The organism is Nocardia cerradoensis NBRC 101014 (assembly GCF_000308535.1).
In the GTDB taxonomy this organism is placed as follows: domain Bacteria; phylum Actinomycetota; class Actinomycetes; order Mycobacteriales; family Mycobacteriaceae; genus Nocardia; species Nocardia cerradoensis.
Genome location: NZ_BAFW01000053.1, coordinates 1 through 22010 on the forward strand (window position 1 = coordinate 1; position 22010 = coordinate 22010).

Sequence of the window (22010 nt, forward strand, 5' to 3'; positions counted from 1 at the left end):
ATCGTCTGCGCGGGCGCGACGTATTTCGATGTGGTGCAGGCGCTGTCGGAGCGCGGCGTCCGGCGCGCGGATCTCGCGGCGGCGGGTGTGCGCATCCTGCGACTGGGTATGACCTATCCCCTGGTCGAGGAGACCGTCGTCGAATTCGCGGATTCGGTGCGACGGCTGCTGGTGGTGGAGGAGAAGCGGCCGTTCGTCGAGACGCAGCTGCGCGCGGTGCTGCACGAGGCGGAGCGTCGAATTCCGGTGCTGGGCAAGCGAGATCGTGACAGGGCGCCCTTGGTGCCCGGTTCCGGTGTACTCGATCCGAAGTCCGTGGGCGAGATACTCGACCGGGTTCTTCCGGCGCTGCGCCCGGCGACACCCCCGCGGCTCGAGCTGCCCCTGCTGGTGACGCCGGCCCGCGCGCCCGCGTATTGCAGTGGCTGCCCGCACAACCGGTCCACGGTCGCACCGGAGGATGCGCTGGTCGGCGGCGGGGTCGGCTGTCACGGCATCATGTATTTCGAGGCCCGCAACCGCGACCTGACGACGTTGCCGCCGACGCCGATGGGCGCCGAGGGGGTGCCGTGGATCGGGTTGTCCCCGTTCGTCGAGGCGCCCCACCTGATTCAGAATCTGGGTGACGGCACGCTGACCCATTCCGGCACGCTCGCCATCCGCGCGAGTGTGGCCGCCGGAACCGACATCACCTTCAAGATCCTCTACAACGCGGCGGTCGCCATGACCGGTGGCCAGGAGGTGACCGGACTGCGGGACGTGCCCGCCCTCACCCGGCAACTGCAGGCCGAGGGGGTGCGCGAGATCGTTGTGTGCGCCGAGGATCCCGGCCGCTACGGCCGGCGCGCGCGGTGGGCGCCGGGGGTCGAGGTGCTGGGCCGCGATCGGCTGGCGCAGGTGCAGCAGCGGCTGCGGACGGTGTCCGGCGTGACGGTGATCATCTACGACCAACGGTGTGCGGCCGAGGCACGGCGACTGCGCAAACGCGGTCTGCTGCCGGAGCCGCCGCAGCGGGTCGTCATCAACGAGGCCGTCTGCGAAGGCTGCGGCGACTGTGGAACCAAGAGCAACTGCCTGTCGGTGCTGCCGCTGGACACCGAATTCGGGACGAAGCGGCGTATCCACGATTCCTCGTGCAATCGCGACTACACCTGCCTGGACGGCGACTGTCCCTCGTTCGTCACGATCGAACCGAAAGCCGGTGCGCGTCAGCGGAATCGAGTGCGGCGTGCGCGTCCGCGACTTCCTTCGGGAACGCTGCCGGAGCCGGTGCCGCCTGCGGTCGGCGAACGCTACAGCATCTACTTCACCGGGATCGGCGGCACCGGAATAGTCACCGCGAACCGCATCCTCGTGCGGGCCGCCGAGGCGGCGGGCTGGGTGGTCGGCGGTATGGATCAGACCGGGCTGTCGCAGAAGGCGGGCGCCGTGGTGTCCCATCTGCACCTGGCGGCCGATCGCGCAGGACTGACCGCGGCGGCGGTGAGCGGCGGCGGCGCGGACCTGTACCTGTCCGGGGATATCCTGCAGGCCGCCTCGGCCGACCATCTGGCGAAAGCCCGTGCGGGACAGGCGATCGCGGTGGTCGACCGGAACGTCACACCCACGGCGGCGATGTTGCAGAGCCACACCGCGGCCCCCGATGTCGCGGCGCTGGAAGCCGCGATCGCCGACCGGATCGGTGCGCAGCGGACGTCGGTGATCGATGCGCGACGCGTCGCCGAGCGGGTCTTCGCCGATCACCTGCCCGCGAACGTGGTGGTGCTGGGCGCGGCATTTCAGCTGGGCGGCGTACCGGTGTCGGCCGCCGACATGGCGGGGGCGCTGGCCGGGCGCGGCCGGGCGGCGGCGGACAACCGGCTCGCCTTCGAATGGGGGCGCTGGCTCGTGCACGACCCCGCGGCCGTCGCGGCGGCTCTGGGGGACGAGCGCGTGGCATCGACCGCACGCGGGTACGAGCCGACGGTGGCGACCGGTGCGGCGGCGGAAAGGCTTGTAGCGCAACGGGCTGTTCCGGTCGAGCTCCGCGATCGGCTGGTTCGCCGGACCGCCCAGGTGATCGATTATCAGAGCGTGGGCCGTGCGCGCCGGTATCTCGAGCTCGTCGAATACGTGGCCGCCCGCGACGATGCCGCACGGGAGTGGGAACTGAGCCGCACCGTGGCCGAGTCGTGGTTCGCTCTGCTGACCTACAAGGACGAATACGAGGTCGCGCGTCTGCATCTGGCCGCGGACTACGACGCGGTGGCCGCCGAACTCGGTCTCGACGGCGGCTACACGCTGACCTATCACCTGCATCCGCCGATATTGCGGCGCCTGGGGATGGCGCGGAAGCTGCCGGCGGGCCGGACCTACGCGCTGGCCTTCCGCGCGCTGCGGCGGATGAAACGGCTGCGCGGCACACCGTTCGACCCGTTCGGGTGGGACCGCGACCGGCGTACCGAACGCGCGGTCATCGTGGAGTACGCGCGGCTCGTCACCGAGATCACCGATCCCGGCGCGGATCTGCCCTACGACCGGCAGGTCGAGCTGGCGGCCTCGGCGGCCGTGATCACGGGGTACGGGCCGATCAAGGAACGCAGCATCGAGCGGTGGCGGGCCGGGATCGCGGCATGGCGGCTCGAACACACCTCGGCAGAACCGATGTCCGAGGCGAGTGGGGCGCTGCCGTGATCAAACGTCTGCGTTTCGCCACCCGGTCACCGCAGCTGTCCTTCGACGCGTTCGCCCGGCAATGGCCGCTGCTGTGTGCCGCGGCGGCGGACGCGCCCAGCGGACTGCGACCGGTGCGGGTGGCGGTCTGCACCGTCCTGCCCGAGCTCACCGGGCCGGGACCCCGCCACGACGGTGTGGTCGCCGAGTGGTTTCGCGATATCCGGCATCTGCGTCGCCACGACCGCTGGCGATCGGGCAGCGACGACGCGGCCGATGTGGTGACGCTGCCGGACAGCACGGCGGAAGTGATTGCCCGCGAACACGTTCTGCGCGGCGGTGAATGGCTGGAGCGCCGGTGGGACGACGGTGGCGATCGGCTCAAACATATGGCGGTCGCGGTGCGGGCGGCGAGCCTGACGGCCGAAGAGTTCGCGACACGGTGGAGGGCGCATGCGGGTACGGTGCGGCGACCGGGCGCCGCGACGGTGGCGATACCCGACGCCGCTCGTGGTCGTGCCTACGTCCAGAATCATCCGGTGGCGGCCACCCGCACCGCCTACGACGCGGTGAACGAGGTCTACTTCGACGACGTCACCGGCCTGCGCACGCGCATCGACTGGTTCCGCGACAACGGACCCTCCGGGCCGGATGGCCTGTTCGACCGTTCGTGGTTTCTCGCCGCCCGTGAGGTGGTGCTGTCCGGCTGAGCGCGGTGCGCGCGGATCGGTCAGCGGCACATGACCACGAGGCGGCGGGAGATGTGCACCGGGGTCCCGGCCAGCACCATCGGTAGCGCGGCCGCGCTCAGGATCGCCGGCTGGATGCGGCCGTCGACGATCGGATGTGCCTGGGCACCGTAGTTGTCCAGGGTGAACGCCAGGTCGGTGGTGGGCTCCACGGGGCAGTCCGACGGGTCGGGCTCCGGGAAGCACCACTTCCAGCGGCCCTCGGTGGTCGAGAAACAGATTTCGATGTAGTCCGCGCGCGCCGGACAGGGCCCGACCGATTCGACCGTGGCGCGGACGAACAACTCGGGGTCGAACGCCGCACCGCACACTCGTGATCCGGTTCGCATCGGATACCACTTCCTTCGCGCAAACAACTGCCGAACGACGCTGCGGCCGTTCAGTTTCCGGCATCCCGGCGCAAGGCGGCCGGCAGCCCGATACTTCTGGGTTCGAGGAAACTGTGCAGCCCTTCCGGGCCCAGTTCGCGACCGAGCCCGGATTCCTTGAAGCCGCCGAACGGCACCCGCGGGAACGGTGGATAGGTGCCATTGATCGCGATGCTGCCGGTGCGCAGCCGCCGGGCGATCGCCAGCCCGCGCTCGGCATCCGCGGACCACACGCCGCCGGAGAGGCCGTAGGGCGAGTCGTTGGCGATGCGCACCGCGTCGTCGTCGCCGTCGTGCGGGATCAGGCACAGCACGGGACCGAAGATCTCCTCCCGCGCCACCCGCATCGCGTTGTCGACCTCGGCCAGGATCGTCGGTTCCACGTACCAGCCGCGCGGCAGCCCGGCGGGGCGGCCACCGCCGGTCACGACCCGGGCGCCGGCCTCGCGGGCGAGCGCGATGTAGTGCTCGACGCGGGTGCGCTGACGCTGGGCCACCAGCGGACCGACCAGGGTCGCCGGATCGTGCGGATCACCGACCCGGACCGCTGCCGCTGCCGCCGCTGCGGCGTCCACCGCCTCGGCGTAGCGGGTGCGCGGCACCAGGACCCGGGTGTGCGCACCGCAGACCTGACCCGACATATGCATCGCGCCCTTGACGATCGCGGGCAGCACGGTCGCGATATCGGCGTCCTCGGCGACGACCGCCGCGGACTTGCCGCCCAGCTCCAGCGACACTCGCCGCACCCGTTCACCGCACACGCTCATGATGCGTTTACCCGCGGCGGTCGAACCGGTGAAGGCCACCTTGTCGGTGTCCGGATGGGTGACCAGATACTCGCCGACCTCTCGGTCGCCGGGCACGATATTGACTGCGCCGGAGGGCATTCCGGCCTCGTCCAATGCCTCGGCCAGGACGAAGTTGCTCAGCGGCGACTCCGGCGGCGGTTTGATCACCACGGTGCATCCGGCGGCCAGCGCCGGCGCGGCCTTCCACGCCGCCAGCGTCACCGGGGCGTTCCACGGCACCACGGCCGCGACGACGCCGACCGGTTCCCTGGTGACCAGGCCGGACCGGTCACCGGCGGTGACGGTGTGCTCGAAGTCGAAGCCGCGGATCAGCTCCGCGTAATAGTCGAACAGGGCCGCGACCATACCGGTCTGCGCCTGCCTGGATTGGCTGACCGGACAGCCGATTTCGTCGACCGTCACGGCCGCGATATCGGCCTCGCGCTTGCGGAGCAGTTCGGCGGCGCGAGCCAGTGTGTCGGCCCGCTCGCCGGGCGACAGCCGGGGCCACGGGCCGTCGTCGAACGCGGTGCGCGCGGCCGCCACGGCCCGATCGATATCGGCGGTGCGGGCCACCGGCACCTCGCCGACCGCCTCCTCGGTGGACGGCGAGATCACCGCGAAGCGTTCGTCACCGGCCGGCGGCACCCACGTGCCGCCGACGTAGAACTCGCGCCGGTACATCAGCCGATCGGTCACGCCGCCTCCTGCATTCGTGCCGGCGTGACCCGTCGCCGGCACGCCGCCCTCCGATATCGTGTCGTTCGTCAGTTCCGCTGCGGCGGATCCAGGTGATAGAGCCGGGTCGCGGTGTGCTGCAGCACCTTCGCGACCGTCTCGTCCGGAATTCCGGTCAGCGAACGGTCGATGATGTCGCGCGGGCTCGGTGATTCCGAGGCCGGCCCCGGCGACAGGCTGGTGGCGTGCGGGAAATCGGTTTCGAACATCAGATTGTCGGCCAGTTCGCCGATCACCGGTCGCAGCGAACGGTTTTCGAACCAGTACATGCCGTAGATCTGGCGGCGCATATATTCACTCGGCAGCAGCCGATCCGGATATTCGTGGTGCGCACCGACATTGAGCCACTGCCAATCCATACTCTCACCCAGGAACGGCAGCCAGCCGGCACCGTTCTCCACCGAGACGAAATTCAACTCCGGATAGCGATGGCAGACGCCGCTGACCACCACCTCGGCGATGTTGCGCGCATTGCCGAGCAGCACCAGCGCGCTCTCCTGGGTGAAGTCGAGTTTCTGCGATTGGTCGACCGCACCCTTGAGATCGTCGGGGGAGTTGAGGAAGCCGACATGGAAATTCATCGACAGTCCCATGTCCTGGGCCTGACCGAGCAGCGGCTCCCAGTAGTCGTCGACCAGGCGGGGCAGGCCGACCTTGTCGTAGCGCGCGGCGAAAAGTACACCCTTGTGGCCCAATTCGTAGGCCCGCTTCATCTCGGTGACCGCTTCGTCGATATCCCAGAAGGGCAGCATCATCATCGGAACCAGCCGGCGCGAATCCGCCGAACACCACTCGGCCAGCCAGTCGTTGTAGGCGCGAACGCATTCGGTGGCCAGTTCGTGCGGCATCGAATTCAGGAAGACGTGACTGTGGAAGCCGAGAATGTTCGGGTACATCACCTGGTAGTAGATGCCGACCTCGTCCATATAGGCGAGCCGGGCCTCGGCATCGAGCGCGGCGGGGAAGGCCTCGGAGAGTTTCTTCGGATGGGAGGGCGGGAATTCCGGCCATTTGGCCTGTGCGAACGCGCCGACGCCGTAGAGCTTCTTGTCGCCGATGTACCAGTAATCCTCTTGCCGCCGTTCGTGGAAGCGGACGTGCGGAACCAGATCGCCCCACTTCTTCGAGATCCGCGAGGTCCACAGATCGGCGGGTTCGATGATGTGGGAGTCGACATCGGCGACCGCATATCGCTCACACAGGGCGGCTCCGGCGCCATCGGGGTCAGCCATCCCGAACTCCTTCTGTACCAGGGAGATTACTCAATATATGAGAGTATTTACTTACTTACTCTAGAGATCGGCCGCGCGATGTACAACCGTCTGCCGCGGCGGATCGGAGTTCAGTGCGCGGATTCCGGCGCCGGTGGCTCGGCCGGGGCGGGTTCGGGGACCGCGCGTAGGCGCGGCGCCATCATCAGCGGCGTCACACTCAGCACGCCCGATTCCACCGGCAGGGTGATGCCGGTGATCCAGCGGGCCTCGTCGCTGGCCAGGAAGGTCGCCGCCCACGCCACGTCCCAGCCGTCGCCCGGGCTGCCGAGCAGACCCGCCTCCGACCGCATCGCGTTCATGAATTCCGCCCGCGGCCCCGGCGCCGACACCGAGAGCACCATCGGCGTCGTGATGTGCCCAGGTGCGATGGCGTTGACCCGAATCCCTTGGCGGCCGTGCGAATACGCCATATCGACGGTCATCGCGAGCAGTCCGCCCTTGGCCGCGGAGTAGGCGACCGTCCCGTCGCCGCGCAGCGCCGAGATCGAGGAGATGTTCACGATGGACCCGCCGCCGCGTTCGGCCAGTGCGGGCACCGCGTACTTCGAGGCGAGGAACGCGGTGCGCAGATTGATGTCGAAGGATCGGTCCCAGTCGGCTTCGGAGACGTCGACGACCGTGCCGACCGCGGCCAGGCCGATGTTGTTGACGAGGATGTCCAGTCCGCCGAAGGAGTCGACGGCGGTGCGCACCATGGCCTCGCACGCCGCGGCCTCGGTCAGGTCGGCCGCGAAGACCGCGGCCTTACCGCCTTCCTCCTCGATCATCCGCAGGGTTTGTTCGGCGCGTTCGCCGTAGCGGTCCACCAGCAGCACGGCCGCACCCTCCCGCGCCAGTGCCACCGCGGTCGCCTTCCCGGTGCCGATGCCGGGCCCGGGCGTCGATCCCGCACCCGTCACGATCGCCACCTTGCCGTCCACGCGGCCCGGACGCTCCACCATGATCATCTCTCCTTCGCCGTCACCGGTACTGCTGCTTCACCAGCGCGTCAAAAGCGCTGCGCCGGACTCGATTCCGCCGACATTGGTCACCGCCGCGACCTCGGCCCCGGCCACCTGCCGGGCGCCCGCCTCGCCGCGCAGCTGCCGCACCGCCTCGGCGGTGTGACCGAAACTGGCGTGCAGCCGTCCGCCCGAGAGCTGACCGCCCCAGGTGTTGAGCGGCAGCTCGCCGCCCAGGGCGATGCGCGTGCCGCCGTCGAGGTAATCCCCGGCTTCGCCGGTGCCGCAGAAACCCATCGCCTCGAGCCACCACACCGCCTCGATACTGAAACCGTCGTAGAGCTGGGCGGTGTCCACATCGGCGGGGGTCAGCGCGGTCCGCGCCCACAGGGCCGCGGCCGTCGCGTAACCCACCCGGCCCATGTCCTCCCATTGATCCCATGCCGGGCGCCCGTCCACCACGCCGGCCATCGCCTCGATGCGGACCGGTGCGCGCAGATCGGCGGCGGTTTCGGCCGCCGACACCACGATCGCGGTGGCGCCGTCGGCGGGGACGTCGCAGTCGAACAGGCACAGGGGTGAGGAGATCATTCGCGCACTCAGATAGTCGTCCACGGTCAGCGGCGAGCGGTAGACCGCATCGGGGTTGTGCGCGGCGTGGGCGCGCTGGGCGACCGCGATCCACGCCAATCGCTCACGGGTCAGGCCGTATTCGTGCATGTAGCGGGTCGCGAAGGGCGCGATCTGGCACACCGGTGAGAGCATCCCGACCGGCAGCAGCCACGCCTGCGGCCCCTCGGCGAGCGGTTTGGTCGAACCGTAGGCGGGGCGGCCACCGGCGTCGCGAGCGGCGCTGCCCTCCTTCACGGTCCGCCAGATGACGACATGCCGGGCTTGGCCGGTCGCGACCGCCTGAGCCGGGCCGTAGAACGGCAGCGCCATACCTTCGACCAGGCCCTGTCGCCACGTCGTCTCGATGCGCAGGGCGTCCTGCACCTCGTAGAGATTGCCGTTGGCGTAGCCGGGAAGGTTGGCGACCCCGCCGCCGGGGAACATGGCCAGGCCGTCGATGTCGTCGACGGTCAATCCCGCGTCCGCGACGGCGGCGAGAACGGCGTCGAGCGTCAATTGCAGTCCGGAACGGTCGAGCCGGCGGGCGATCGCGGACTGGCCGATGCCGGAGATGACGGCCCGGTGTTCGAAGATGTCCGCACTCATCGGTCCGCCTCGTGAGCGAGGAAACTCGGAACCGCGTAGCCGCCCGGACCGGGCTCGAACCCGATGTCGACGGACATGCCGATCGCGACCTCCTCCGGACCGCAGCCGCGCAATCGCCCAGCGATCCGCACGCCCGGGTGGCCGGGAAAGTCGACCAGCACGATCGCGTACGGCACCTCGAGGTCCGGGAGCCAGCGCTGGTAGTTCACGGTGAAGCTGTAAATCGTTCCGGGACCGACGATTTCGACGAACGCGGGATCGCGGCGCCGACATCGTCGGCAGATGCCGCGGGGCGGGAAGGAATCGGCGCCGCACGCGGGGCAGTGCTCGACCAGCAAACGGCCGGCGGCGGCGCCGGTCCAGAAGGGCTCGGTCTCCTCGGTGACCATCGGCGGGATACCCGGTATCGCGTTCATCCGGCCTCCAGGAGCGAGTCGTTGCTGCCTATAACCACTATCATGATAAGTGAGCATTTGCTATCTTCGTGTGGTCGGTGCCGATCGGGCACCGGCGCACTGCTCGCCGAGGGAGTCGGATGTCCGCCGACCGCATCGTCTTCGGGGCAGCCGCGATGCCGGAACCGGATCGGGACTGGCTGGCCGCTGCCGAACGCCTGCCCATCGAATCCGTCTGGCAGGGCGGCCACATCCTGCCGCCGAGTCCTACCGGTGAGGCCGTCACCCGTCTGTCGCTGATGGTCGCATGGACCGAACGCGTCCGGGTCGGAACCGCGACGCTGCTGCTGCCGCTCTATCAGCCGGTGATCGTGGCCAAACAGCTCGCCGATCTGGATGCCCGCTCCGGTGGGCGGGTGTCGGTCGGTCTCGGGGTCGGCGGGGAGTTCCGGCACGAATTCGAGGCCCTCGGTGTGCCGCTGTCCGAACGCGGCCCGCGCACCGACGAGGCGATGGATGTACTGCGTGCGCTGTGGCGCGACGAACCGGTCGATCACGAAGGCCGGTTCTTCCGATTGCGCGATCTGCACCTGCGCCCGGTCCGCGGCCTGGACGGTTCCGCCATGCGGCCCGGCGGGCCGCCGCTGATCGTGTCCGGACGCGCCGGCCCCGCGATGCGTCGGGCCGCCCGGCGGGGCGACGGCTGGATGCCGTACCTGATGTCGCCGTCCGCGTATGCCCGCTCCGTCACGGCGATCCGGCAGGAGGCGGCGGCTATCGGCCGCGATCTCACCGGATTCGAATGGGCGATGTATCTGTACTGCTCGATCCGCCGCGACGGTGATCACGCCCGCGCCGAGGTGGCCGAATTCCTCGGTGGCGCCTACGGCGACAAACCCGGCGACATGCTGCGGCGCATCGCGCCGGCCGGCACGCCGGACGAAGTCGCGGTGCGGCTGCAGGAATACGTCGATGCCGGCGTGCGGCATTTCGTCATCGCACCCGCTACGCGGTCGGACACGCTGAACGTGGTTCGGCTGGCCGCCGAAGAGGTGTTGCCGAGATTGGAACTTCCGGTCCGGGTCGGGCAATGAACTCCGAATGTGCTGGTACCGAGGGATTTCCGGTCCGCGACGGGCAGTCACTGCGAGTGCGTCGGATCTCTGCGACAGCGGCGCGACACCAGCCTGCAGGGGCCTGCCCGGCGGGAACGGCGACTTCGGATCGTTCGGCGAAAGGACTCCGACGATGAGTGGCGAACGTCCCTGCGCGGATCTGACCGTGGTCGAAATCGCGGTGGGGGTCAGCGATCTCGGGCTCGGGTTGGCCGGTGGGCTGCCGGGCATGCTGCTGGCCGATCTCGGTGCGAGCGTGATCCGGGTGGTCGGGGAGGCCGTGCCGATCGACACCGATGTGCCGTGGGGTCGCGTCTGGCATCGCGACAAGCGCATCGTCACCACCACCGGTGTGGCCGAAATCTCCGCGCTGCTGCGAACGGCCGATGTCGCGTTGGTCTACGGCCCGGAGGAACTCGTCGAGGCACGCGGACTGGGGTTCCGTGATTGTGCCGCAACGAATCCCGCGCTCGTCTACGGCCGCTGCCGGCCCAGCCGCACCGAAGCCGGAACGGTCGAGGATTTCGGACTGCTGGTCGAGGCGCGTGCCGGCTTCTGCACACAATTGCCCGGGCATCGTCGGGGACCGATCTTCCCCGAGGTGCGTGCGTCCGGCATGGGGGCTGCCTTCCTGCTACTCACCTCGGTGTTCGCGCTGCTGCGTCGCCGCGTCGGCACCGGCACGGGCGGATGGAGCGAAACCTCGCTCTACGACGGCATGCTGGCCACCCTCGGCTGCATGATCGGCCGGTCCGAACGGGCCGCGCCCGAAGTCGAATCCTATTGGGAGCACGGCTCGACCTTCCCGAACTTCCTCTACCGCTGCGCCGACGGCGAACTGCTGCAGGTGTGGTTCGGCGGTAAGGGCATGTACCAGGCGGTGATCGAGGTGCTCGGCGACGAACCCAGCCGGGACGGGTACTACACCGACCAGACCACCGGAAAACTGCGTGCCCGGGCCCAGCGGTGGACATCGTTCTTCGCCACCCGGCCGCGCGCGGTGTGGGTGGAGCGGCTGCGCGCCGCCGGGGTGGCCTGCGAGCCGGTACTGGGTCCGGGGGAGGTGCTGCGTGATCCGCACAGCGCCGAAACCGGTGTGGCCGTCACGCGTTCCGAGCACGGCCACGAGGATCTGATGATCGGCTCGCCGTTCGAGATCCATCCGCTGCGGCCGGCGCCGGATGCGCCCGTCGCCGCGCGCACGCGTTCTGCCGCACGCCTTTTCGAGGGCCTGCGCGTTGTGGACTTCTCGGCGTTCGTCGCCGGGCCGCTGGCCGCCGAGGTGCTGGCGGACCTGGGTGCCGACGTGATCAAGGTGGAACCACCGGGCGGTGAGGCCATGCGTGCCGCCGCCTATGCGGTGGCGGCCTGTCAACGCGGAAAGCGCAGTCTCGCACTGGATATCAACGCCCCCGAGGCGCAGCCGGTGGTCGAGAAACTGCTCGCCTCTGCCGATGTGGTGCTGCACAACTTCCGCGTCGGCGTCGCGGAACGGCTCGGCATCGATGCGGACACCGTGGCCCGCCTGAACCCGAACGCGGTGTACTGCCACGCCAGTGCCTTCGGCGCCACCGGCCCGCGGGCGGCGTATCCGGGCAACGACGCCTTGATGCAGGCGTTGACCGGTGTCGAGCGCGCGATCGGCGGCGCGGGCAACGAGCCGCTGGCCGCGACCTGGATACCGATCGATATGGCCGGTGGCTGGGTCGCCGCCGCCGGCATCGCGCTGGGTCTTTACGCCCGGGCCACTCAGCAGCGCGGCCAGCAGGTGATCACCAGCTTGCTCGGCGCCGGAATGCTCATGCACTGCGGTGTTTTCGTGCGCGACGGCGAGCTCGTCGCGGGGCCGGCACTCGACGAGCGGCAGACCGGCTACGGTCCCGGCTACCGCATCTACGAGGGCGCCGACGGCGAGTGGTTCGCCCTGGTGGTCGCGGACCCCGAATCCTGGTGGAAGCTGGACGAATTCGTCGCTGATTGCGGCGGCTCGGGGTTGGGGGACTACGTCCCGCTGCGCAACGGCCACGACGACAGCGCCGCCCGCGCCGCCGAGGCGAATCTCGAATCCACCTTCGCCACCGCCCCCGCCGCCGAATGGGTGCGACGGCTACGCGAACTCGGCATTCCCGCCGAACTCATCGAACCGATGAACCGCAACCGCTTCCGCCACGCCGTCCTGGACGATCCGGTCAACCGCCAACTCGGCCGCGTTGTCGGCTACCGCACCGCCGACTGGGGCTATTTCGAACAGATCGGCCCCCTGCTGCGCACGGGCCCCGATGTCATCGGTGGTCCGAGGCTGATGATTCCGGGCGTCGGCGAACACACCACCGAGGTGTTGAGCGAGTTGGGGTTCGATGAAGCTCGGGTGGACGAGTTGCTCGCGACGAAGGTCGCCCGCCAAATGGACTGACCCGACCGGGTCCGCCCTCTGGCAGCGACGAGCGTTGCGCCCGCCCGCGTTGTTGCAGGTACCGAAGTTTCAGTTCAATCCGAGGAGTCCCGCGGTGTTCCCGCGCAGTACCTGGTGGCGGACCGTGGGGTCGCAGGATTCCAGCCGGGGGAGGTAATCGCGCGGTTCGCGCAAGCCCTCGGGGTGGGGGAAGTCCGAGCCGAACAGGACATGGTCGGCGCCGATGGCGTCGATCAGGTCGTGGACATCGTCCTCGGGGAACGGGCAGACCCAGAGGTGTTCGGCCAGCGCTTCGCTGGGGCGGGGCGGGAGCTTGCCGCCGATCATCGGGCCGCGGCGGCCGAGGGCGGCGGCCTTGTCGATCGTTTTGAACAGTGGCCGAAGCCAATTCGAGCCGTTCTCGATCGAGACGATCTTCACGCCGGGGTGGCGGCCGAACAGGTTGTGCAGCGTGAGCGCGATCAAGGTGTCGACCACCGGGCGTTCGGTATTGCACAGTGCCCATTGCAGCGGTGACTGCTGATGCGACGGGTTGTCCGGATTCTCCGACCAGTGCGTGCCGTAGAAATGCTGGTAGCCGCTGTTGGATACGTGGAATGCCACCGGGATTCCGGCATCGGACACGGTGGCCCAGAACGGATCGAACAGGGGGTCGGCGGGGGAACGGCCCGCGATCGGACCGGGACACAGGTGCACCATCCGCGCACCGGCGTCGAGCACCCGGTGCAGTTCCCGCACGCCCTGGTCGATATCGAGCAGCGACAGCATCGGTACGCCGAACAGCCGCCCGTCCGCGCCGTACCCCCAGTCCTCCTCGAGCCAGCGGTTGAAGGCCCGCAGGCTCGCGTAGGTGAGCTCCACGTCGTCTCGCAGGTCGTATTCCACGGCGACACCCAGCGTCGGCAGCATGATCGTGGCCTCCACGCCCTGCCGGTCGAGAACCGCCAAACGTGCACTGCGGTCGGCGAATTCCGGATGGTCCCGCGAGGTCACCACCTCGCGATGGGTGAATCCGTCCGCGACGCCTCCGACGAACAGTCCCTGCAACGCACCCGGCGCCGAGGCGTAGTCGCCGGGCATCACGCTCATGAAGGTGCGCTGCCCGCGCAGGAAGATGCGGCCCAGTCCGTCGGTGCCGCGTTCGACTCGGATGGTGCGATCGGCGAAGCGCGACTCGATATGGCGTGAGAAGCAGTCGTCGGGTTCGTAGTAGTGCCCGTCGGCGTCGATCAACCCGTATTCCATCGCTGCGCTACCTCCGGGATCGCCCGCGGACAGGACCGTGCGCTCCGGGCAGTGGCACTTGAGTAAGTGAGCGCATAGTTACTAACTTCGCATCGGCGGTAGAGGATGTCAAGGTCGTGCGGTGTTCCGCGGAGGGCTGAGGGGAGGTGTGATGAATCGGTGCCGGGACCCCGGGTGCGCTTCTAATATGAGTAAGCACTCGCTTGACAACCGGGATGGCGCGGCGGTTCGATCCGCGACGCATCCGAATCGATAGAGGTACGCAGTGAAAGTTGTTGTCGCCTACGAGGTCGGCCGGCCCCTCGAAATCGAAGATCTGCCCCTGCCGGAACCCGGCCCCCACGATGTGGTGGTGCGGCTGAGCGCCAGCGGCATCTGTCATACCGACCTCACCGTCATCAACGGGCTCTCGCCGCTGCCGCTGCCGATCGTGCCCGGCCACGAGGGCTGCGGGGTGGTGGAGGAGGTGGGCGCCGAGGTGCGCCGGGTGCGCGTGGGTGACCGGGTGCTCGCCTCGGTGACACCGGCCTGCGGACAGTGCTGGTCGTGCGTCAATGGTATGTCGAACCATTGTGAACTGAACGCGGAAGTCAAACGGCGGCAACGTTTCCGCCTCGCCGATGGCCGCTCGGCCGCGGCGGTATGTGGTTGCGGAACCTTCGCCGAGGCGATGGTCGTGCACGAGGCGTCGGTGGTCACGGTGCGGACCGATCTGGCCGATGAGCAGCTCGCCCTGCTCGGCTGCGGGGTGACCACGGGCCTCGGCGCCGCGCTCAACACCGCCGGCGTCACGCCGGGCTCGTCGGTGGCGGTGATCGGCTGCGGCGGGGTGGGGCAATCGGTGATCCAGGGCGCGCATATCGCCGGGGCCGCCACGATCGTCGCCGTCGATCCCGTGCCCGGTCGCCGGGAGGCGAGCATCGGGGTGGGCGCGACCCATACCGTCGACCCGCAGGCCGGCGATCCGGTCGCGCAGGTGCGGGAGTTGACCGGCGGGCGCGGAGCCGACTTCACCTTCGAGGTGGTCGGCCGTCCCGAACTGGTCACCCAGGCCATCGATATGGCCCGGGTGGAAGGGGTGGTGACGCTGGTCGGCATGCCGTCGACCACGGATGTGCTGACCCTGCCCGCGATCTCGACGGTGTTCTCCGGCAAGCGGATCGCCGGATCGGTGGTCGGCGGGGCGCAGATCCTGCGTGACTTCCCGCGCTTCATCCGGCTCGCCGAGGCCGGACGTCTGGATCTGGAATCGATGATCACCCATCGCATTTCGCTCGACGAGATCAACAAGGGTGTGCACCTGCTCTCGCGGGCCGAGGGGGTGCGCACGGTCATCGTCGGATGACGCGGTGAACGCGGCCGACCCGCTTCGACCTCGCAACGAATCGCCGGCAACCCTGGCGCCCGCCCCGGCATGCGGCTACCTTGTATGTAAGTATTCGCTTTGTTACCGGAGTTGGGAGATCCCATGTCGTTCAGCTGGTTCATATCGGTTGATGACCATCTCATCGAGCCGGCGCGGCTGTGGCAGGAGCGGTTGCCGGAGAAGTGGCGCGAGACCGGGCCCCGGATCGTCCGCGAGGACAAGTCGGAATTCTGGGTCTACGAGGATCGCCAGATCGTCACCACCGGCCTCAACGCCGTCGCGGGTAAGAAGCGTGAGGAATTCTCCCCCGAACCCATCACCTACGAGGAGATGCGACTCGGCTGCTACGACCCGGCGGCGCGCGTGGCCGATATGAACCAGGGACATGTGCTGTCGTCGATGCTGTTCCCCTCGCTCCCGCGCTACTGCGGCCAGATCTTCCACGAGGCGAAGGACAAGGAACTCGCCCTGCTGTGTGTGCGGGCCTGGAACGATTTCATCCTCGAGGAATTCGCCCAGGCCTATCCCGGCCGCTTCATCCCGATGATGATCATTCCGCTCTGGGATCCGGTCGCCGCCGCGGCCGAAATCGAACGCACTGCCGCGCTGGGCGCGAAATCCATCGCCTTCTCGGAGAATCCGACCAAACTCGGCCTGCCGTCGATCCACACCGACTTCTGGGACCCGGTCTTCCGCGCCTGCGACGACACCGGATTCGTGATCTCGATGCACGTCGGATCGTCCTCCAATATGATCCGGACCTCGGAGGATATGCCGACGCTGGCGTTCATGGCCTACTCGGCGGCCGCGAATCAGGCGGGGACGCTGCTGGATTGGCTTTTCAGCGGCAATTTCGTGAAGTACTCGAACCTGAAGATCGCACTCTCCGAGGGGTCCATCGGCTGGATGCCGTACTTCCTCGAACGTGCCGAGCAGGTGGTCGACAAACAGCGGTTCTGGGCCTCGCGGTTCGACATCAGCATGAACGCCACGCACGAACGCGGCGAGCAGAAGGGCACGGCGACCTTCGATCTGGATACCGATATCCGGCGCCTGTTCCGCGACCACGTGTACGGCACCTTCATCGAGGATCAGGCGGGAATCCGGCTGCTGGACATCATCGGTGAGGACAACGTGATGCTCGAATGCGACTACCCGCATTCGGATTCCACCTGGCCGGATACCGTGCAGCTGGCCGGCAAGTGGCTCGGGCATCTCCCGCAGGACGTGCAGGACAAGATCACCGTCGGCAACGCGTCGCGGGTCTACAACTTCACCCCCGCCGATCCGGCCTCGATCCCCGAGTCGTGACCTATCGCGGGCCGGTGACGGTCCGCAGATGCCGAGGTCCGCCCACCATGGTGGGCGGACCTTCGCGTTTCGGGGTCCCTGCGCGTGCGAACGCAGCGGGGGCTCAGCTCAGTACGATCGCCCGTTCCGGGCAGTTGTCGGCGGCCTCGCGGGTGCGGTCCCGGAGTTCGGCCGGTATCTCGGAAACCGTTGCGCGGCCGTGGCCTTCGTCGTCGAGGTCGAAGACCTCCGGGCAGATCTCCCAGCAGCGGGCGTGGCCCTGGCAGCGGTCGGGGTCGACGGATACGTGCATGACTGTCCTCCGGGTGCGGGGCGATTCAGTAGGTGGCCGACAGTGCCCAGGGGCCGTCGGGGAACGGACGACCCAGCAGCTCCATGCTGTAGGCGATGCGTCCGGTGTCCTCGCGCGAATTGCACAGCAGCACGGCGGCTTCGGCCATGGCGTCGTCCGGTTCGACCGGGGTGTTGTCCGGGGTGTGCGGGGAGACGACGGCGACGCCGGGGGTCATGACCAGACCGGAGGTGCCCAGGCAGTTGATCCGCACGCCGGTGCCGTACACCTCGGCCGCCAGGCCGGTGGTCAGGCGATCGAGCGCGGATTTGCACATGCCGTAGGGCACGCAGCCGTCGGCGGCCCAGTCCGGATAGGGCGGGCCGAGGGGGTGGCGCGCCTGTTTGGAGGTGATGTTGAGGATCCAGCCGCGCCCGCGTTGGATCATTCCGGGAATCGCCAACTGGCACAGGCGAAACGGTGTGTGCACCATCATCTGGAACATCAGGCCGTAGCGATGGGGGCGGATGTCGAGCGCGGGGCCGTAGAAGTTCACCCCGGCATTGTTGACGAGGGTGTCGACCGGGCCGAGCAGCGCTTCGGCGCGCGCCACGACCGTCTCCACTTCCGCGGGAACCGTCAGATCGGCGCGGATCGCCGCTGCCCGGCCGCCGTGATCGCGAATATCCGCCACGACCTCCTCGATGGAGCCGGGAAGCGCCGAGGTGCCCGGTTCGGCGGTGCGAGCCACCACCGCCACTGCCGCGCCTTCGGCGGCGAAGCGCTCGGCGATCCGCCGCCCGATGCCGCGGCTCGCGCCGGTGACTATTGCGGTCCGGCCGTCCATCGATCCCACGTCGACTCCTGCGCTGTGCGCTCCGGAACGGGCCGCCGGAGCATGCGGTCTAGCAAGTAAGTACCTACTTTCTCACGGTACCCGGTGATATGCGAGCGTTTCGAGGGTTATGTTGAGTGAGTACCTGCTTATTTATGCTCGGGCAGCCCGCGCCGGGAAGGATGGAAAACCATGCATGACATCGTGATTCGCGGTGGGGACGTGGTCGACGGAACGGGTGCGCCGCCGCGTCGGGCGGAGGTGGCGATCGACGGGGACCGGATCACCGATGTCGGCCCGGCGGTCGGCCCCGGGCGCCGGGTGATCGATGCGTCGGGCCGGTATGTGACGCCCGGGTTCATCGACGTGCACACCCATCTGGATGCTCAGCTGTTCTGGGATCCGCTCGCCACGCCTTCGTGTTATCAGGGGGTGAGCACGGTGGTGATGGGCAATTGCGGGGTCACCTTCGCGCCGGTGCGGCCGGGGCAGGAGGGCTACCTGGCGGCGATGATGGAGTCGGTGGAAGATATCCCCGCCGACACGATCATGGCCGGGTTGGACTGGGGCTGGCAGACCTATGGCGACTATCTGAAAACCTTGGGCGACCGCGAACTCGGGGTGAACGTCGGCGGACTGGTCGGTCACGCCGCCCTGCGCTACTACGTGATGGGGGAGCGCGGTCTCGACGAGGCGCCCGCCACCGCCGAGGACCGCGCCGCGATGGCGGAACTGGTCGGCGAGGCCGTCGACGCCGGAGCGCTGGGCTTCTCGACCTCCCGGACCTATATGCACACCGTGCCGGACGGGCGGCCGGTACCGGGCACCTTCGCCGACGTCGAGGAGCTGTCGGCGATCGCCGGCGTTCTCGCCGGACGCGGGCGCGGCACCTTCCAGGTGGTCCCGCGCATCGGCGAGCGCGACGGGGCCGACCGTGCCAATTCCCGCGCCGAGATGGCGTGGATGGAACAGGTGAGCCTGAATTCCTCGCGGCCCCTGACCTTTTCGATCATGCAGAGCGACCGGCGACCCGGGCTGTGGTCCTGGGTGATGGAACAGACGGCCGAGGCGCGGGCGCGCGGCGCCGATCTGCGCCCGATGACCGCGGTGCGCGGCAGCGCGATCGTCTACGGGATCGCCGGGCGCACCCCGTACGACGCGCTGCCGACCTGGTCCGAAGTGATGGCCGAACCGCCCGACGCGCGGCTCCGGATGCTGTCGCGCGGAGATGTTCGCGACCGTCTGATCGCCGAGGCCGAGCTGCCCTCGCAGGCATCGGGTCCGCTGGCGCCGAAGGATCCGGCGAAAATGTATCTGCTGCCGCCGGGTTCGGCCGCCTACGACGTCGGGGCGGACAACAGCCTGGCCGCCGAGGCGCGGCGGCGCGGGGGCGGTGCCGCGGCCGCGTTCCTCGACTACACGCTCGAGACGGAGGGGCGAGGGCTGCTGTATTACCCGGTGCTCAACCAGGATCTGGACGCGGTCGCGCGAATGATCACCAATCCCGACGTCGTGCTGGGGGTCGCGGACGCGGGTGCGCATGTCGCGCTCACCATGGACGCCGGCAATTCGACCTATTTCCTGCGGCACTGGGTGCGTGATCGGGCGCTGCTGGGGATCGGTGCGGCTATCCGGCGGCTGACCGTCGATGCCGCCGACCTGTTCGGGATCGCCGACCGCGGCGTGCTCGCGCCGGGCGCGTACGCCGACGTGAACGTCATCGATCTGGCGAATCTCGATCTGTTCGCCCCGGAGATGGTCGCCGACTTCCCCTTGGGCGCACAGCGATTCGTGCAGCGGGCGCGCGGTTACGACTACACGCTGGTCAACGGACGCGTACTGGTCGACCACGACGAAACGACCGGTGCGGTTCCCGGGCGGTTGGTCACCGCGCGCTGAGAACCTGGTGTGCTCGACGCCGTCGACGTGGGCCGTTGCTCCCGCGCCGAGCCGCCGTTACGATGGCGAAGTTAGAGAACACTTACTTAGTTCAGAATCGGGGTGGCCCCCATGAGCCATGAGGCCGTGATCATTTCGGGCGCGCGCACGGCGATCGGGACGGCATACAAGGGATCGCTGACCGACACCGACGCCTTCACACTGGGAACGGCGGCCGTCGCCGAGGCGGTGCGCCGCGCGGGGGTCGAACCGGAACTGGTCGACGACGTCATTCTCGGCGAATCGCTGTACGGCGGCGGGGCGATCGGCCGCTACGTCGCCATCGAGGCCGGGTTGGTGAATGCGCCCGGCATCGCGCACAACCGGCACTGCGCCTCCGGGCTGTCCACGCTGCAGAGCGCGGCCGCCTCGATCATCGCCGGGATGGACCGGATCGTGGTGGCCGGCGGTGCGCAGTCGAGTTCGACCGCACCGAAGGTGAACCGGCGCATTCCGGGGTCGGAGGAATGGGAGGAGGACTGGCTCGCACCGAGCCACCGCGAATCCCCCGACGCACCCGTGCGCGATATGTCGATCACGGTCGGGTGGAATGCCGCGGTGAAGGCTGGGATCACGCGCGCGCAGATGGACCAGTGGGCGTTACGTTCCCATCAGCGCGCGGTGGCCGCGATCGACGCCGGCAGCTTCACCGAGGAGATCGTGCCGATCGAGGTGACCCGTCGCGACGGCAGTACGGTCACCTTCGCCGTCGACGAACATCCCCGGCGCACCTCGTCGCTGGAGAAGCTGTCGTCGTTGAAACCGCTGCATCCCGAGATCGAGGGCTTCGGCATCACCGCGGGAAACGCCGCCGGCATCAACGACGCCGCGGGTGCGCTGGTGATCGCGGATCGTGAGGTGGCCCGCGAGCGCGGGATCGAGCCGCTGGCCGTGGTCCGGGCGTGGGCCTCGGTCGGCGTTCCGCCCGCGGACACCGGACTGGCGCCCGCCCCCGCGATCGAGAAGGTGCTCGCGCGCGCCGGGCTGTCGGTGGCCGACGTGGCGCTGTGGGAGATCAACGAGGCCTTCGCCTCGGTCGCGGTCGCCGCGACCCGCGCGCTGGGACTCGACGAGGAGAAGGTCAACGTCCTCGGAAGTGGTTGCAGTCTGGGACATCCCGTGGCGATGACGGGAACCCGGATGGTGTTGAGCCTCGTGCACGAACTGCGGCGCCGCGGCGGTGGGGTCGGCGTCGCGGCGATGTGCGCGGGAGGTGGGATGGGTACCGCGGTCGTGGTCGACGTGCGCTGAGGTCAGGTTCTCACCGAGGTTCGAGGGTTTTCAGCAGGGCGTGGGTGTCCTGCTGGAACACCCGGATCTCGCGGACCAGCCCGTCGGCGAAGGAGAACAGCTCCACCACGTCGACCGTGGCGTGCCGCCCCGATTCCCTGGCCGTCCAGGTTTGGGTGGTCAGCTGCACCACCGACTCCGCGGAGCCGAAGATGCGCGGATTGTCGATACTGCGCTCCCAGTAGCGCCCGAACGATTCGCCCATGGCGGCCACCCCGGCATGGCCGTGGTAGCTGCCGCCGTGCGGCAGGGAGGCCGGCTGTTCGATCCGGATCTCGGGGTGGAACAGCGCCAGCGCACCGGCGCCGTCACCGGCGGCGAAACGGCGCGACAACTCCGTCACGATCTCCAGGCCGTCGCGCGACGGCGTGTCGTGCGACGAATCAGGCTGTGCGGTCATCGGATTCGGCTCCCTCGATCACCGGGAAGAATCCCTTGACCGTGCCTTCGCTGATCAACGTGATCGCCCGGTCGCGGTCGGCTTTCTTGGCGGTGCCGTGGCGGGTCTCCAACGCCTGCATCAGTGCCATACCCATCACCGCGCGGGCGGAGATGTCGGGCGATTCGAAGGGAAAACCGTAACGATCCTCGACCTCGCGCCACGCCTCGGCCAGCCGGTCCATGGCGACCGCGAAATTCTCGCGGTAGAACCGCCGGGCCACCTGCGGGTCGCCGAACAGCACCAGTCCCAGGAGTGGCAGTACCTCGTCGAGCGTCGAAATCAGTTGGCGGTAGAGACCTTTGAGCGTCTCCAGCTGGCGCTGCGGGGTCAGCGGCTGATCGCGGTCGACCACGGCGGTCGCGGCCACCAGATCGTCGACGGCCGATTTGAGCGGTTCCACCACCGCCTCGAAGAACAGCTGATCCTTACTCTCGAAGTGCCGGTAGATGATTCCCTCGCTGATACCGCTGTGCTCGGCGATCATCTTGACCGTGGTGCCGTTCATATCGCCGGTTTCGCTGAAGGCGCGGCGCGCGGCGGCCAGAATCGAACTCTTGCGGGCCTCGGCGGTGAGCCGGCGTCGCACCGGTGGTGCGCCGTCGGCAGGGGTGGGCGGGATGGTGGAACTCCCGGTCGTCGTGGTTCTGGCCACGAGTCCTCC

At 68.8% G+C, this 22010-nt stretch carries 19 protein-coding genes; 8 read left to right on the top strand and 11 right to left on the bottom strand.

Going from position 1 to position 22010, the window contains the following annotated elements; translation table 11 throughout:
- Together ON23_RS06550 and ON23_RS06555 are read left to right on the top strand one after the other, a co-directional pair.
- Nucleotides 1–2673, top strand: a 2673-nt coding sequence (locus ON23_RS06550) for an indolepyruvate ferredoxin oxidoreductase family protein (protein WP_051042136.1), incomplete at its 5' end; no start/stop codon positions are given.
- On the top strand, nucleotides 2670–3362 hold the full coding sequence (locus ON23_RS06555) for a hypothetical protein (RefSeq protein WP_039776955.1): 693 nt from the start codon (nucleotides 2670–2672) through the stop codon (nucleotides 3360–3362). The genes ON23_RS06550 and ON23_RS06555, both read left to right, overlap by 4 nt.
- Before the next feature lie 20 nt (nucleotides 3363–3382).
- Here the strand turns inward: ON23_RS06555 and ON23_RS06560 are convergent, their stop codons facing one another.
- The 6 genes from ON23_RS06560 to ON23_RS38780 all read right to left on the bottom strand — a co-directional run bounded on the left by ON23_RS06560 (nucleotide 3383) and on the right by ON23_RS38780 (nucleotide 9144).
- The gene (locus ON23_RS06560; protein ID WP_143859862.1) at nucleotides 3383–3730 is read right to left on the bottom strand and encodes a hypothetical protein; all 348 of its coding nucleotides are present in this window, start codon (nucleotides 3728–3730) and stop codon (nucleotides 3383–3385) included.
- 50 nt (nucleotides 3731–3780) lie between these two features.
- Nucleotides 3781–5241 (bottom strand): aldehyde dehydrogenase, encoded by a 1461-nt coding sequence (locus ON23_RS06565; RefSeq protein ID WP_210743815.1) that lies wholly within the window; start codon nucleotides 5239–5241, stop codon nucleotides 3781–3783.
- Between the two features lie 83 nt (nucleotides 5242–5324).
- Nucleotides 5325–6527 (bottom strand): amidohydrolase family protein, encoded by a 1203-nt coding sequence (locus ON23_RS06570; RefSeq protein WP_051042139.1) that lies wholly within the window; start codon nucleotides 6525–6527, stop codon nucleotides 5325–5327.
- A 110-nt stretch (nucleotides 6528–6637) separates the two neighbouring features.
- Nucleotides 6638–7510, bottom strand: coding sequence for an SDR family NAD(P)-dependent oxidoreductase (locus ON23_RS06575; RefSeq protein WP_039776985.1), 873 nt, complete (start codon nucleotides 7508–7510; stop codon nucleotides 6638–6640).
- A 36-nt stretch (nucleotides 7511–7546) separates the two neighbouring features.
- Nucleotides 7547–8728, bottom strand: coding sequence for a thiolase C-terminal domain-containing protein (locus tag ON23_RS06580; RefSeq protein WP_039776957.1), 1182 nt, complete (start codon nucleotides 8726–8728; stop codon nucleotides 7547–7549).
- Entirely contained in the window at nucleotides 8725–9144 is a 420-nt protein-coding gene (locus ON23_RS38780; protein WP_039776958.1) for a Zn-ribbon domain-containing OB-fold protein, read from the bottom strand. Before ON23_RS38780 ends, ON23_RS06580 begins: the two co-directional genes overlap by 4 nt.
- A gap of 119 nt (nucleotides 9145–9263) precedes the next feature.
- Here ON23_RS38780 and ON23_RS06590 point away from each other — a divergent pair, with 119 nt between their 5' ends.
- On the top strand, nucleotides 9264–10217 hold the full coding sequence (locus ON23_RS06590) for an LLM class flavin-dependent oxidoreductase (RefSeq protein ID WP_039776959.1): 954 nt from the start codon (nucleotides 9264–9266) through the stop codon (nucleotides 10215–10217).
- A 154-nt stretch (nucleotides 10218–10371) separates the two neighbouring features.
- Complete coding sequence (locus ON23_RS06595; RefSeq protein ID WP_039776960.1) at nucleotides 10372–12651, top strand: CaiB/BaiF CoA-transferase family protein; 2280 nt, start codon at nucleotides 10372–10374, stop codon at nucleotides 12649–12651.
- 69 nt (nucleotides 12652–12720) lie between these two features.
- On the opposite strand, the gene ON23_RS06600 is transcribed toward ON23_RS06595, so the two are convergent.
- Nucleotides 12721–13896 carry an amidohydrolase family protein gene (locus ON23_RS06600; protein WP_039776961.1) on the bottom strand — a complete coding sequence of 392 codons (1176 nt, stop codon included), beginning with the start codon at nucleotides 13894–13896 and terminating at the stop codon, nucleotides 12721–12723.
- Nucleotides 13897–14161: 265 nt separating this feature from the next.
- Between ON23_RS06600 and ON23_RS06605 the strand changes: the two genes are divergently transcribed.
- Both ON23_RS06605 and ON23_RS06610 read left to right on the top strand, forming a co-directional pair.
- The gene (locus ON23_RS06605) at nucleotides 14162–15241 is read left to right on the top strand and encodes a Zn-dependent alcohol dehydrogenase (protein WP_039776962.1); all 1080 of its coding nucleotides are present in this window, start codon (nucleotides 14162–14164) and stop codon (nucleotides 15239–15241) included.
- A gap of 123 nt (nucleotides 15242–15364) precedes the next feature.
- Nucleotides 15365–16573 carry an amidohydrolase family protein gene (locus tag ON23_RS06610; protein WP_039776963.1) on the top strand — a complete coding sequence of 403 codons (1209 nt, stop codon included), beginning with the start codon at nucleotides 15365–15367 and terminating at the stop codon, nucleotides 16571–16573.
- 103 nt (nucleotides 16574–16676) lie between these two features.
- Here the strand turns inward: ON23_RS06610 and ON23_RS06615 are convergent, their stop codons facing one another.
- Together ON23_RS06615 and ON23_RS06620 are read right to left on the bottom strand one after the other, a co-directional pair.
- On the bottom strand, nucleotides 16677–16865 hold the full coding sequence (locus ON23_RS06615) for a ferredoxin (protein WP_039776964.1): 189 nt from the start codon (nucleotides 16863–16865) through the stop codon (nucleotides 16677–16679).
- Nucleotides 16866–16890: 25 nt separating this feature from the next.
- Nucleotides 16891–17691 carry an SDR family NAD(P)-dependent oxidoreductase gene (locus ON23_RS06620; protein WP_210743813.1) on the bottom strand — a complete coding sequence of 267 codons (801 nt, stop codon included), beginning with the start codon at nucleotides 17689–17691 and terminating at the stop codon, nucleotides 16891–16893.
- 180 nt (nucleotides 17692–17871) lie between these two features.
- Here ON23_RS06620 and ON23_RS06625 point away from each other — a divergent pair, with 180 nt between their 5' ends.
- Both ON23_RS06625 and ON23_RS06630 read left to right on the top strand, forming a co-directional pair.
- Nucleotides 17872–19578 (top strand): N-acyl-D-amino-acid deacylase family protein, encoded by a 1707-nt coding sequence (locus ON23_RS06625; protein ID WP_039776966.1) that lies wholly within the window; start codon nucleotides 17872–17874, stop codon nucleotides 19576–19578.
- A gap of 111 nt (nucleotides 19579–19689) precedes the next feature.
- Nucleotides 19690–20868 (top strand): thiolase family protein, encoded by a 1179-nt coding sequence (locus ON23_RS06630; RefSeq protein WP_039776967.1) that lies wholly within the window; start codon nucleotides 19690–19692, stop codon nucleotides 20866–20868.
- Between the two features lie 10 nt (nucleotides 20869–20878).
- On the opposite strand, the gene ON23_RS06635 is transcribed toward ON23_RS06630, so the two are convergent.
- Nucleotides 20879–21307 (bottom strand): nuclear transport factor 2 family protein, encoded by a 429-nt coding sequence (locus ON23_RS06635; RefSeq protein ID WP_039776968.1) that lies wholly within the window; start codon nucleotides 21305–21307, stop codon nucleotides 20879–20881.
- Nucleotides 21291–22001 (bottom strand): TetR/AcrR family transcriptional regulator, encoded by a 711-nt coding sequence (locus ON23_RS06640; protein WP_223273172.1) that lies wholly within the window; start codon nucleotides 21999–22001, stop codon nucleotides 21291–21293. The genes ON23_RS06635 and ON23_RS06640 overlap by 17 nt, the downstream gene beginning before the upstream one ends.
- Nucleotides 22002–22010: the final 9 nt, after the last annotated feature.